Raw genomic sequence first — 12,843 nt, 5'->3', positions numbered from 1 at the left:
CCTTGGTGGTCCAGGACCATCCGCACCGCTCGGTCCTGGACCTCGGCGGGGTACCGCTGGGGCATGATCGTCATCCTGACTCATCAGGAAGCGGCATGAAAGCCGTGACGCTTCACACCGCAGCTACGTCGCCGTGGGCGATGAGCACCCATCGACTTCTGCGCCCCTGCCATCGCACCAACGGTCGGCTGTGGGCCACGGATCGCCGTTGTGGAGAACCTCCAAGATCACTGACCGGTGCCCGGCCGCGCGCCCAGCCCCGCGCAGGGCCGGCGTGCGCCACGCTGCAGGCACGCACGATGCCAGGCGACTGATCACCTCCATCGACATCAACGAGTCCATCGACATCGACGAGGCCGCGGGAGCGGAGGTCAACAGCGATCGCCGCAACCGATCGCCGAACGTCCAGGGCGGCGCTGCTCGAGCTCGAGCTCACCGGTGGACGACGGTTGACCCTGCTCGACGACCGCGGCTGGTCCTCCGGCGGCCCCAGCGGCATCAGGTCCCACCAGTCGTTGGAGACGCTGACGGAGACCGCCCGTGTGGTCGTCGGTCCCAACGAGCCGCCCGAGGGACGCTCCCACGAGGAAGAGGCGGCGCTGCACTGGGCCCACCTGGCGGGCATCGCCCAGGCGCAGGGGGTGCCCATCGCAGCGGGCGAACTGGCCGGCTGCCGCACAAGGTGTACGTCAGCCCTTGGATCCGGGCACGGCTGACCCGCTGAGCTGGGCGATGCGCACACGCTCCGGGTGCCTCACCCGCCCGCTGCGTCGTCGACGATGTCCTTGTCGATGCGCTGCAACCGCCGCAAGGAGGCCGGCGTCAGCGCCCGGGAGGCTCCCAGGACCTCCAGGCCCAGGACCCCGCCGTTGGCGTCGAGGTCGACGATCAGCGGGTAGGCGCCCTGCCGGGCCGTGCAGGCGAAGACCTGGCGCTCGAGCGCGTGCTCGCCGTGGCCGAGGCCGTCGTGCTCACCGTTGAAGTACAGGTACGCCGCACGACGCCCTCGCTGGCGTCCCAGGTGCCGTTCACGCCCGCCACCTCGCCCGTTCCTGCCACCCTGCAGGCGTAGCCAGCCGCCTGGAGAAGGGCCGCTTCTGCGAGGGACCGGTCGGCCGTGGGCGCCCTCTCGTGCTGGTGAGCACCGCTGGCACCAGCACCTGATGCACTTACGGGCGCGACAACTGCTCCAACAGCGGGCCGTGCCCCGGCACGCGCGACCACCACCAACTCCGCGTCGAGCCGCGCCAGGTCCACCGCTGCAGCGGCCCCAGCTCATCGGGCACGGTGGCCGCGCCGAAGATGCGATCGCCCACGGCCAGTGCCCTGCTCATCGCTACCGGCGCGTTCTGTGACAACGACGTCTGATCGGGCAGTGAGGTCGCTCCATCGGGTGACTCCACCCAGCGCCCGCGCAACGAGCGACGTGCTTGAGAGGACCGACCGTAACGCCTCCACGCGGCGCAACGCATCTGTGCCAGCGGTCGAGGGCGAGCTATTGCCTACTTCAGGTTCTACGGCAAGGGGGGGCTTGCCGCAAGACCCCCCTCGTGCCTCAAGGTCTGCGGTCATGACGACGTACGGGGGACGACAGGTACACAGGGACGCAGTGGTCGTCGGAGGAGGACCTACCGGGCTGATGCTCGCGATGGAGCTGCGCCTGCAAGGCGTTGACGTGCTCGTGCTCGAGCGAGATGCCAGCCCGCCGCAGTATGTGAGGTCGTTGGGGCTGCACGCGCGCAGCACGGAGGTGCTGGACCAGCGGGGGCTGCTGGACGCGTTCTTGGCCCTCGGGCAGAAGTACCCGCTCGGTGCGCACTTCGCGGGCATCGCGAAGCCGCAGCCCACCGGGCTCGACACGACGCATCCGTACGTGCTCGGCATCCCGCAGACCACCACGGACCGCCTGCTCGAGGAGCACGCTCGTCGAGCAGGCGTGGAGGTCCGGCGCGCCTGCGAGGTCGCCGGTCTGAGCCAGGACGAGTCCGGGGTGACGGTGGAGCGCGCCGACGGAAGCCGGCTGCGGTCGCGCTTCCTGGTCGGTTGCGACGGCGGTCGCAGCACGGTCCGGAAGCTGACGGGCATCGCGTTCCCGGGCGAGCCGAGCAGGACCGACACGCTGCTGGGCGAGATGAGACTGACCGCCTCCCCCGCGGAAGTCGCCGCGATCAACACCGAGGTCCGCAAGAAGCAGCTCCGCTTCGGCGCCGGGCCCTCCGGCGACGACGGCCTTTACCGGATCGTGGTCCCCGCCGCAGGCGTGGTGGACGACCGCTCCACCCCGCCCAGCCTGGACGAGTTCCGTCAGCAGCTCAAGGCCGTGACCGGGACCGATCTCGGCGCACACTCGCCCCACTGGTTGTCGCGCTTCGGCGACTCCACAAGACTCGCGGAGCGGTACCGGGTCGGACGGATCCTGCTTGCCGGCGACGCAGCCCACGTCCACCCGCCGGTCGGCGGCCAGGGCCTCAACCTCGGGCTCCAAGACGCATTCAACCTCGGCTGGAAGCTCGCCGCCGAGATCAACGGCTGGGCGCCGGACGGGCTGCTGGACAGCTACAACGACGAGAGGCGACCGGTGGCCCGCGACGTCCTCGACAACACACGCGCGCAGATGGAGCTGCTCTCGACCGATCCGGGACCGCAGGCGCTCCGTCGCCTCGTGTCAGAGCTGATGGACTTCGAGGAGGTCACGCGCTACCTGACGGAGAAGATCGCTGCACTCAGTGTCCGGTACGACCTCGAAGGCGAGCACCCACTGATCGGTCGCCGACTCAAGGACGCGCAGCTCGCCGACGGCCGGCTGTACGAACTCATGCGGCAAGGCCGCGGGCTGCTGCTCGACCGAACCGGCCGTCTGTCAGTGCGTGGATGGGAGCAACGCGTGGACCTCGTCGCCGATGTCGACAGCCAGGTTGACGTGCCCGCGGTCCTGCTACGCCCGGACGGCCACGTCATCTGGGTCGGCGACGACCAGGACGACCTCGCGCAACTCCTGAGGAGGTGGTTCGGCACGGCGGCCTTGACGTCCTCGGTGTAGAGCACCGACGGACCCAGCCACGGCAGCTAGCTGCGGCCCGTCGCTCCTGCGGAGCGGAGCACTGCAACGGCACTTGTGGTGGGGTGTGTCCGCGTCGTCGGTAGTAGCAGGCGCGGGCTTGATGCTGTCGTCCGCGACGCCAGATGGACCAGTTCCACGCCAGATGGACCAGTTCCAGACGTGCTCGACGGGGTGGCGGGCGGCGAGGGCCAGCTTGGCGAGGAAGCGGCGGACCTCGGGTAGCGTGTAGGCGATCATGCAGTCACCAGCGGAACTGACGCCCCCTTTACGAGGTCAGCTTCCGCGATCTGGGCCCGGGTGGCAGCGAGCCAGGCCAGGGTGAGCATCGACAGAGTGATGTGGGCGTACCAGGCGCGGTAGTCGCGGACCTGGTAGTGATCCAGCCCGGCTTCGTTCTTGGCCTGCTGGAAGTACTCCTCGATGTTCCAACGTGACCCGGCGACGCGGGCCAGGTCAGCCAGGGAACTGTCGCGGGGTCCGTAGCAGACGTACAACTCCTTTCATTATGACGGCGGGAGCTTGCGGTAGCAGATCAGCGCGCACGCCAGCTGCAACAACCCCAGGTGTAGATCGGCGCGCACCTCGTACCGGATCCGCAACCTCTTGAACTGGTGCAGCCAGGCGAAGGTGCGCTCCACCACCCAGCGGGTCCGCCCGAGGCCGGAGCCGTGCCCGGCGCCCCTGCGGGCGATGCGCGGGACGATGCGGCGCTTTCGCAGGGCGCGGCGGTAGACGCCGTAGTCGTAGCCGCGGTCAGCGAACAGGTAGCGCGGGCGCAGTCGGGGACGACCGCGGATGCCGCGCACGACCGGGAAGGCGTCGACCAGCGGCAGCAGCTGGGTCACGTCGTGACGGTTGCCGGCGGTGAGAGTGACCACCAGCGGAACACCGCCTCCATCTGTCAGCAGGTGGTGCTTCGATCCCTTGCGGGAGCGGTCTACCGGTGAAGGACCGGTGTGAGCCCCCCTTGAGGGCCCGCACGTGCGAGCCGTCCACCACCGCCGTTTCCAGGTCCAGCTTCCCCACGGCGCGCAGCTCTTCCAGCAGCACCTGGTGCAGGCGCGGCCACACCCCCGCCTCAGTCCAATCCCGCAGCCGGCGCCAGCAGGTGACCCCCGAGCAGCCGAACTGCTCGGTGGGGACCTGAGCCCAGGTGCAGCCGGTGATCAGCACGTGCACGATGCCGGCCAGGGCGGCGCGGTCATCGCGCGGCAGCCGTCCGGGGTAGCGGTGCCGGCGCGGCGGACGCCGGGGCAGCAGCGGCTCCACCCGCCCCCACAGCCCATCGGGCACCAGCTCCACGACCCGCTCGGGCAGGACCTGCTCGGTCATGCCTCCAGGCTGCGACGAGCGGAGAGACCCCGCAAGTCATAGTGAAATCAGTTGGTAGTAGGCGATCCCGCCGGTGGCGATCGAGCGCCGCGCGAGCAACCAGTGCCCCCGCCCGGCGCGCCCGGCGATCCGGACCGGCGTCCGCGCCCAGTCGTAGACCCGGTCGCCGTGGGCGCCGGGCCCGACGCAGTAGCGTCGCCACGCCCGCGCGGGCAGCGCGGCGACCAGCTCAGCGGCCCGGGCTTGGTGGGCGTCAATGGTGATGAGGGTGTCGTTGCTCTTGCAGGCCAGTACATGTGCCGCGTCCCGATCTTCCAGCCACACCCGCAGGTAAGCGGCCTGCCCGTAGGCCTCATCCGCGGTCACCCAGGCGAACGGCACGCCGGCATCGAAGGCCCGGGCGAGCATGGCGGTGGCCTGCTGCGGTTTCGTGGCAAACTCCACCTCGTTCCCGATCCCGGCCGCCCGGCAGCGGTCACGATCCTCAGTCCAGGACTGCGGCAGGTACAGCTCCCGGTCGATGAGGGCATGTCCACGCGCCGAGGCGTAGGCCAGGAACGTTCCGAGTTGGCAGTTCTCGATCCGACCGGCGGTGCCGGAGTACTGCCGCTGCACACCCGCCGAGCGGGCGCCCTTCTTCAGGAACCCGGTCTCGTCCACGATCAACACCCCGTCGGGCGAGCCGAGGTGCTCCACAACGTAGTCACGCCCGGCTCTGCCGACCCCAGGTGGGGCCGGATCAAGCCGTCACTCCGGGGCCCGTTGTGGTTGACACGGCCACGCCTGCGTGGTGCCGTCCTGCGCGGTGTTCGTCTGTGCAGGGGGCGCGGTGCTGGGCGAGGCGGACGGTGCCGTCGCCGTTGAGGCCGCCGGTGCCGGCGACGCAGGAGCGCTCGAGGTGCTCGCCCCTGCGGCTTCCTGCGGCTTCTCCGGGGCGGGGGCGCAGGCCACCACGAGCGTGAGAGCGGCTGTGCTGAGCAGTGCCCACCCGGCCCGGTGCCACCGTCTGCCGGCTGTAGCCGGTTGCAGCGCGGCCGGTCGTGCCGGAGCCGACCGGAGCGTGGTCGACCGGGCCGTGGCAGGTGGCACTGTGGCCGTGGTGGCCGTGGTGGCCCGGCGCCCGGCGTCTGACCCGTGGAGCGGGCTGCTGGGCTTCATGCGGGCTGGCTCCTGCCACTCGATCGTGCACGGGCCGAACGCGTCCGAGGCTGCGCCCTACCCGGGTGTCCGGTCTTCTGAGTCTGTGCTCGTACGGTCGCACTGCGGGCAGCGCCCCACCGACAGGTAGCCCCACCGACAGGTAGCGGGAGCCGTCGCCCTGGTGGCGCCACCAGGTCCACCACTCGCTGCGCGCCCCGCAGGTGGGGCACACCTGATGTGGGAAGGCGTGAATGTGCTCCAGGGCGAAGGGCCGGCGGCCCTCGGGATGCTCGGGCCCGCGCCCCACGCCCGCCTCACGCCCCGTTCCCGGACGTCACGGTATGGGTGCTCCTGAGATTGAGGGGTGCTCATGCCGGCATCCGCAGCCGTCAGCCGGACCATCCGCAGCCGTCAGCCGGACCAGGCGTGGTCGCCGTCGTGCTCGAGCCAGCCGTGCTCGCGCAGCCACGCGGCGCGCTCCTGCCATACCCTCGCCCACACACACCGGCCTCCCGGGCCAGCACCGCGGCGGTGAAGGCCGGCGGGATGCGGTCCTCGAAGTCCGCCGCCGCGGCCGGCACCCAGGTCACCGCGCTCATCGATTCGCGTGCCGGGCGCAGCATCACCTGCCGCGGCACCGCCCCCACCGCGGTGTGCACGGCCTGGGCCCAGCGCCGAGGGCACCATGTCGCGCGCCTCGGTGGGCAGCAGCCGCACCACCGGCTCTGTGTGGATCTGGGCAGGGATCACCGTCAGTGCATCGACACCGCAACTCGGACCCTGCAGGCCTGCCCCAGCTCTTGGTGCGGAGGCCCGTCTTGGCGCGCGAGTGGTGCCGACGGCGCGCCGCGCCGAGCCCGAAGCCATCGGTGGCCGTGGCGTGGCTCTGATCGACACCCTCGCCACGCGCTGGGGAGTGCACGCAGCCTCCGGCACCAACCCGGATGCCGACACCAGCCCAGACGCCAGTACCAGCGGCGGCAAGACCGTCTGGTTCGAGCTGCCCGCCCACGCGTGAGGTGCCGCTACGTTGCACCGGGTGAGCACCCCCGCGGACGACGCCTCGCGCCAGGAGCAGCTGCAGGCCCAGGCCGAAGCCCTGCAGCAGGCCGGTGAGCAGCTGGACGCCGAGGAGCGCGCCGCGCGCGGGGAGCGCACCGAGCTGCGGCGCCTGGCCGCGCGCCGCGATGAGCTGGCCGAGCAGATGGAAGTGGTGGCCCAGGCCTTCGACGAGGTCGCCGAGGAGCGTGACGGGGTCGCGCTGGTGCGCGATGCCACAGCCGATGCCCGTGACAGCACCGCGCGTGCTGCCGAACGCGCCGCCGGCCTGGAAAACGGCCCGGCCGGCATCGCCCGCCACCACGCCGCCAACGATCGTGATGAAGCCCTGGGCGATCGCCTCCACGCGCGCGGGGACCGCCGCCGCGGGAGCAGCCAGCGCGACCAGGCCCGTCAGGCGCGCCAACGTGCTGCCGCCGACCGCCAGCGAGCCGACGCCGAGCAGGCGGAGCAGGAGCAGAGGGCCGAGCAGGGGCAGGGCGGCACCCGCACCGACGACGAGCGGACCTGAGCGGGTCTGGTCAGCACAACCCAGCGGACATTCTTGTGAGCCAGGTCACGCTTTTGGCGGCTCAAGGTGTCGACGACAGGCGCCGATGGAGTGGGCGCGGGCAGCTGCGGCAGTGACGTCCACGCCCTCGTGAAAGCACCAGCGTGGTGACCCCGCGGTGAGCACAGCGTCTTGATCGCACCGCCAGGGGTGGTGGCGCCGTGGGTGAACCTGCAGCGCCGTTGCGGTCGCGGGACTTGAACCGCCGCGCTTTGACGGCCCAGGCCGTCCCGGCCAGAGAACCGCAACTGATCGGGCTCGCCGCCGGCTGTTCGACGCCCGCGCCGCCCCGCAGGGACGGGGCGATCGGTCCTCGCCCGGGCCTCGAGGCCTGCGAGCGAGGACCGATACGTCCCTCCTACCCGCACCCTGAGCGATGACACGCTCGTACCAAGACGTGCCGAGCGTTGATCCCGCGCCGCTCAGTGGCCCGCGGAGAAGGCGCGTTACCTACGGGGCCTGGGCGAGGCGTGCTGAGCACGGGCAGCGACCACGGTGGCCACGATCGCCACCGCCAGGCCGGCCAGCAGCAGGCGCAGGCTGGTCACCAGGCCCGTCTGCTCCGCCGTGCCCGGCCGACACCCGGCCGAGGAGTCCTCGTAGTCGCGCGAGACCCACGGCTGCCAGACGAAGACGAAGGCGGTCAGGCCGCCGAGCAGGGCCAGTGCCCCACCGACCCGCTGCACCAGGTGCACCCGTCGGGTGGGCTGGGTCTGACCGGCGGGGCGCACGCGTCCTCCTGCTTCCTGGTGGGCGAGGGCCTCACGAAAGGCACCTCACCGCACCGGAGCACACCCCGGCACGCCGTCACAGCACCAGGCGCTGATCAACTCAGGATCGACACCGCAAGGACCGTTGTGGTGCGCGCGATGTTGCTGCACCGCGGTGGTGCTGCGGCAAGCGAGTGATTGAGCGCGGGATTGTTCAAGGACGGGTGCGCTGGGTGTCGAGGTGGGGTGGTGCTGTTCTTCACCGCGCGCTCGAGGAAGGCCGGCGACGTGCGCCCCGCCGGCCCTGGCACGGCTGCGTCGCTGTCTCGTGCGGTCTGGGGTGTGCTTGGTTCGGCGCCGCGTTCGCTGCTGGTGGTGCTGGCAGCGCAGCTGACGGCGGTGCTGGGACTGGTGCTGACGTGGTGGGGTCAGCAGGCCCGTGACTCCCTCGCCTGGTGGGTCGTGCAGGTGGCGTGCGCGCTGACGGTCCTGGCGGCGACGGGGTGGGTGGTGACCTGGCGCGCCCGGCGTTCGGTGGCCGAGCGGCGGGTGTGGACGTTGCTGAGCATCAGCTGCGCGATCTACGGCGCCGGGGTGCTGGGCACGGTGCTCTTCAGCGTCGTGCCGGGCGCGGCCGGGTTGCTAGAGGTGCCGGCGGCGATCAGCGCGGTGCTGACCTTCCCGCTGGCCTACCGCGCGGTGGTGCGCTGGAGCCGGCACGGCGCCGGGGTGGACCCGGACGACCTGCTCAACGGGATCAGCTCAGCGCTGGTGGCCGCTGCGGCGATCGCCGCCGCGCTGGTCTACAGCGCTCCGCAGTCCACGCGTGCTCCTGGACAGTTGTGGGCCTCGCAGCTGTCCTGGCGTCAGCAGTTGCTGGACGTGGAGGTCGCCGCGGTCCTGGTCCTGGTGATGGCGGCGCTGACCTCGGCCTCGGTCAGCCGCCTGCACCGCGATGCGCGTCTGTGGTTGCTGATCCTCACGTACGCGCTGATCAACATCGGTGCCGTCGGTGCGCTGCTGCACGGTGGTGTGCGCCCGTCCTGGTCGCTGCCGATCGCCGCGCTGGGTCTGCTGGCGCTGACGGCAGCAGCGCTGCTGCCGGTGCGCTTCGTGCCCACCGATGCCTCGGACCCGGTGAAGTCCACCGTCGGTGCCTTCGGTGTCGTCGCCGCCGGAGTGGCCGTCATCGTCGCGGTGCTGATCAGCGACCTGCCCGCCGTGATCGGCCTGTGCGGCGCTTTGGCGGTGATGGGCTCCAGCGTGCGGCTGCTGATCAACCTGACCGAGCTGGTCCAGCTGGCCACCAGCCGCCGCCAGGCGCTGACCGATGAGCTCACCGGAATCGCCAACCGCCGCGCGCTGCTGCAGGAGCTGAACACCCGCCTGCAGCGCGGGGCCGCTTTCGAACTGCTGGTGTTCGACCTGGACCACTTCAAGGAGGTCAACGACGGTCTGGGCCACGGCGCCGGCGACGAACTGCTGCGCATGGTCACCCAGCGCGTGCAGCCCAAGCTGCCGGCCAGCGCACTGCTGGGACGACTGGGCGGTGATGAGTTCGCGGTCATCGCGCCCGTCATCGCGCCCGTCCTCGCCCCCGTCATCGCCCCCGTCCCCGCTCCTGCTCGCGCTGTCAGCGCCGGCACCTCCTCGGCTCAAGCGCGCACCGCAGAGCACGCCGCAGAGCGCGCCAGTGGTGCGCTGCGCGCGCTGCAAGCCGCTTTCAGCGAGCCCTTCCGCCTGGGCGGGATGAGCGTGCACGTCGACCTCAGCATCGGCAGCACCACCTGCACCCCCTCGAGCACCACCGAGCCTCCCAAGCCCCCCAAGCCCTTCGAGCGCGCCAGTGCCGGTGCCGGTGCCGGTGCTGCAGCTGGTACCGGCCCTGGTGATGAGGAGCCGCCGGTGGACGCTGCAGCGCTGCTGCGCCAGGCAGACACCGCGATGTACGAGGCCAAGCGCAACGGCTTGCTGGTCGTGGCCTACGACCCGCTGCGCCACGGTGATACCCGTCACCTGCTCTCCCTGGTCGGTGAGCTGCGCCACGCCGTCGGCGCCGGACAGCTGCGGGTGCACTACCAACCCCAGCTGCACACCGGCTCGCACCAGCCCGGTGATCAGCCCGGTGAGCACCTCGGCGGGCAGCTGGCGGGGGTGGAGGCCCTGGTGCGCTGGCAGCACCCGAACCTGGGGCTGCTGGCACCGGGGCAGTTCCTGCCGCTGGCCGAGTCGCACGGGCTGATGGACGCCATCACCCGCGAGGTCCTGCGCCAGGCGGTGGCCCAGCAGGCCGCCTGGCGCGCCACGGGACGCGACGTGCGCGTCTCGGTGAACCTGTCCGCCGGCACCTTGCTGGACGCCTCCTTGCCGCGAAGCATCGAAGCCCTGCTGGTGCGGCACGCGGTGCCGGCGACCCTGCTGGTGCTGGAGGTCACCGAAAGCGCACTGCTGCGCGAGCCCGACCGCAGCCTGACCGTCGTGCAGGCCCTGCGCGCTCTGGGCGTGCAGGTCAGCATCGACGACTTCGGCACCGGCTACTCCTCGCTGACCCAGCTGCGTCAGCTACCGGTCGATGAGCTCAAGCTGGACCGCGCCTTCACCGTCGACCTGCTCACCGACCCGCGCGCGGCGGCGATCGTGGCCAACACCATCGCCTTAGCCCACGCCCTGGACCTGCGCGTGATCGCTGAAGGCGTGGAGGACGAAGCCACCCTGGCCGCACTGACCCGGCTGGGGTGCGACGAGACGCAGGGGTACCTGCACGCCGAGGCCCTGCCTGCGCCCGCCTTCGACGACTGGCTGGCCCGGCGCGAAGCACTCCTCCGCACTTCCTCCCTCGCCGCCCGCATCGGCCTAGTGGGTACGGGTGCTGCCGGCAACCCGAGGTGACAGTGGTGCAGCGCACCGAGCTAGCTGTACTGACCGGGGAGGTTGGTCAATCGCGAGAAGGGTGGCTGGTTGGCGCAGGAAGTGTGCGGTCGGTGCTGATTGTGATGGTGCAACCAAGCTGTGAGTGCTGCGCGGCGTTCAGCCTCTAACCTTGACGTTTGACCTCAGATCACAGGTGGATGGATAAGGTCAGGGCTCGTCGAGTGGTCTTGCCGACGTCGTAGCGCGGCGCTGAGCGCTGATTCTGAACCCCGGGTGGACGCCCCGGGCCGGATCGGGTGGGTTTCGGTGCGCGGGCCGGTGCGGAGACCGTCGCGCGAAGGTTCCGAAACCCGCGGCGGACACGGGCCGGGGTCAGTCGACCGGGCCGACAGTGCGGCTCCCACGGTCGGCGCAGCTCCTCGGCCAGCGGACGAGCCAAGCGCAGCTCGGCGTGCGCGGCGAGCACCAGCCAAGTCCAGCGATCAGCGGCCTCGGGAGTGCGGATCTTCGGGCGGGTCCAGCCGAGGGTCTGCTTGAGCATGCGAAAGGTGTGCTCGAGGTCGAAGCGGCGCAGGAACATCTGCCAACAGGCGTTGACTTCAGCGGCGTTCAGTCCGGTCGCGGAAGACCAGAGCCAGACCGGTGCGGCTTCACGCTCGCCGGGCAGATGCTCGACCTGTAAGCGGATCACCGTCCCTTCGATGACCGGTAGCTGCCCGGCATGCGTCAGCCAACTGCTGCGGTGGGTCAGGCGCGGGTGCACCCGGTCCCAGCTGGTAGCTTCGGCCGTGCCGTAGCGGCTGGTCGAAATGGTCGAAGAGTGCGTCGGGGTAGGCCAGGTCTCAGGTCGGCGAAACGCGAACGTGGCACCGTGTCGCGGCGGGCGCCCCACCGTTCTCTGCAGTCGCGGGGGCAGCGGCAGGCGGAACACCCGGTTCGATCGCAGACGGCCGAGTAGTTGCACCGGCAGATCGGACAGCGTGAACGCCAGTCGAGCGATGTCATAGCCGGCGTCAGCGACGATCAGCACCTCCGGATCACCCGGACGCCACTGGCCGCAGGCGATCAGTCGAGTCATCACGGCCCGCAGTTGCTGCGCGGTGATCGCCATCGCGTCGTCGTCAGGTCCCAGCCGCACCGCGTCCAAGACCGCTGTCCAGGATGACCTGCCTTCCTCGAGGGCAGCAATCATCGAGTACTGAGCCTTTGTCAGTAGCGGTTCTCCCAGATGCTCAGCACCAAGGCTGTGGCGGTGATCGCGGAGATGCGCCATGGGCACAGGCTCACGTGGCGCAGCGCCCGCCAGCGGACCTTCAGGTGGGCGATGCCGTGCTCGACGAACGCGCGGTCGGCGTTGACGTAGGAGTTCCATCCCCGAGTTGACGCATCGAGGACCTGACCGCCACCGGGACGGCGGACGGGAACGCGGATGCCGGCGCCGGCGCCGGTGTACCCCTTGTCGGCCAGCACCGGCAGGCCCCGCGCGGCGGCGGGGTAGAGCACCGGCAGGACGTGCCGGCGCGCTGCGCTCAGATCGTGGGTGGCGCCGGGCTCGACGGGCGAGACCCACAAGGGGCGTCCGTCGGGGTCGCAGACGACTTGGACGTTGCCGCCGTGGTGTTTGTGCTTGCCGGAGTACCATCGGTCCGGGCCTTCACCGGCGTCGTGGACGCGGTCGGTGGCGATGAGGGTGCCATCGAGCAGCAGATGCTCGTAGCCGGCGTGCCGGGCCTGGTTGAGCATCTCGGTCAGCTCGGGCGCTTCGGCGGCGATCACGTCCAGGGCTTCGTGCAGGTAGCGGTACGCCGAGGTCAAACTGACGGCGTTGTCGCGGGCCAGGTCGGCCATCGCGGCGCGCTGGCGCATGAAGCGCAGCAACAGGACCGCTTGGGCGAAGCAGCCCAGCGCCCGTCGACCGCGTCGGGTGCCGATCAGGACGCGGTGATCGTGCAGGAGGCGGGCGATGCGCTGCGCCAGGGCGCGTGGGACGTCAAGGGTGGCACGATAGACATCCCATGCGCATTCGGTGTCAAGCGGCTGTGCCGATCAGGTGGCTCCAGGCAGTGGTTTCGCTGTAGAGGGTCCGTGACTTCAAGCAACCGTGCAGGATCCCCACCAAA

General features: G+C 70.8%; 8 protein-coding genes and 4 pseudogenes. 5 read left to right on the top strand and 7 right to left on the bottom strand.

What is annotated here, in order from left to right; genetic code table 11:
* Positions 1–449 precede the first annotated feature (449 nt).
* On the top strand, positions 450–716 hold the full coding sequence (locus ACRYR8_RS19645; protein ID WP_432485969.1) for a hypothetical protein: 267 nt from the start codon (positions 450–452) through the stop codon (positions 714–716).
* 854 nt (positions 717–1,570) lie between these two features.
* Entirely contained in the window at positions 1,571–3,040 is a 1,470-nt protein-coding gene (gene rox, locus ACRYR8_RS19640; protein WP_432485968.1) for a rifampin monooxygenase, read from the top strand.
* A 254-nt stretch (positions 3,041–3,294) separates the two neighbouring features.
* Here the strand turns inward: rox and ACRYR8_RS19635 are convergent.
* The 3 genes and pseudogenes from ACRYR8_RS19635 to ACRYR8_RS19625 form a co-directional block, all read right to left on the bottom strand.
* Positions 3,295–3,552, bottom strand: a pseudogene (locus ACRYR8_RS19635) (IS701 family transposase); the annotation flags it as partial.
* A 12-nt stretch (positions 3,553–3,564) separates the two neighbouring features.
* Positions 3,565–4,393, bottom strand: a protein-coding gene (locus ACRYR8_RS19630; protein WP_432485967.1) for an IS5 family transposase whose coding sequence is annotated in 2 segments (ribosomal slippage) — positions 3,565–4,030 and positions 4,029–4,393 — 831 coding nt in all. Because the reading frame shifts where the segments join, the coding sequence is not laid out codon by codon here.
* Positions 4,394–4,447: 54 nt separating this feature from the next.
* A pseudogene (locus tag ACRYR8_RS19625) lies at positions 4,448–5,140 on the bottom strand (IS701 family transposase); the annotation flags it as partial.
* 1,273 nt (positions 5,141–6,413) lie between these two features.
* Between ACRYR8_RS19625 and ACRYR8_RS19620 the strand changes: the two are divergent.
* Positions 6,414–6,551, top strand: a complete 138-nt coding sequence (locus ACRYR8_RS19620; protein WP_432485966.1) for a hypothetical protein — start codon at positions 6,414–6,416, stop codon at positions 6,549–6,551.
* A 21-nt stretch (positions 6,552–6,572) separates the two neighbouring features.
* A complete protein-coding gene (locus ACRYR8_RS19615) occupies positions 6,573–7,103 on the top strand; it encodes a hypothetical protein (RefSeq protein ID WP_432485965.1) in 531 nt (176 codons plus the stop codon).
* A 485-nt stretch (positions 7,104–7,588) separates the two neighbouring features.
* Here ACRYR8_RS19615 and ACRYR8_RS19610 read toward each other — a convergent pair whose 3' ends face one another.
* The gene (locus tag ACRYR8_RS19610) at positions 7,589–7,873 is read right to left on the bottom strand and encodes a hypothetical protein (protein ID WP_432485964.1); all 285 of its coding nucleotides are present in this window, start codon (positions 7,871–7,873) and stop codon (positions 7,589–7,591) included.
* Positions 7,874–8,194: 321 nt separating this feature from the next.
* Between ACRYR8_RS19610 and ACRYR8_RS19605 the strand changes: the two genes are divergently transcribed.
* Positions 8,195–10,741, top strand: a complete 2,547-nt coding sequence (locus ACRYR8_RS19605) for a putative bifunctional diguanylate cyclase/phosphodiesterase (RefSeq protein WP_432485963.1) — start codon at positions 8,195–8,197, stop codon at positions 10,739–10,741.
* Positions 10,742–10,761: 20 nt separating this feature from the next.
* Here the strand turns inward: ACRYR8_RS19605 and ACRYR8_RS19600 are convergent.
* The 3 genes and pseudogenes from ACRYR8_RS19600 to ACRYR8_RS19590 form a co-directional block, all read right to left on the bottom strand.
* A pseudogene (locus tag ACRYR8_RS19600) lies at positions 10,762–10,887 on the bottom strand (IS481 family transposase); the annotation flags it as partial.
* A gap of 23 nt (positions 10,888–10,910) precedes the next feature.
* Positions 10,911–11,921, bottom strand: a pseudogene (locus ACRYR8_RS19595) (transposase); the annotation flags it as partial.
* An 11-nt stretch (positions 11,922–11,932) separates the two neighbouring features.
* Positions 11,933–12,700, bottom strand: coding sequence for a transposase family protein (locus ACRYR8_RS19590; RefSeq protein WP_432485970.1), 768 nt, complete (start codon positions 12,698–12,700; stop codon positions 11,933–11,935).
* Positions 12,701–12,843 lie beyond the last annotated feature (143 nt).

This window comes from Kineococcus esterisolvens, assembly GCF_050871405.1.
In the GTDB taxonomy this organism is placed as follows: Bacteria; Actinomycetota; Actinomycetes; order Actinomycetales; family Kineococcaceae; genus Kineococcus.
The sequence above is the reverse complement of the archived record's forward strand: the minus strand, read 5'-3'. Positions and strand labels throughout refer to the sequence as shown.

Coding starts and splice junctions, on each gene's coding strand:
- rox (WP_432485968.1), top strand. CDS start 1,571: ATGACGACGTACGGGGGACGACAGGTACACAGGGACGCAGTGGTCGTC.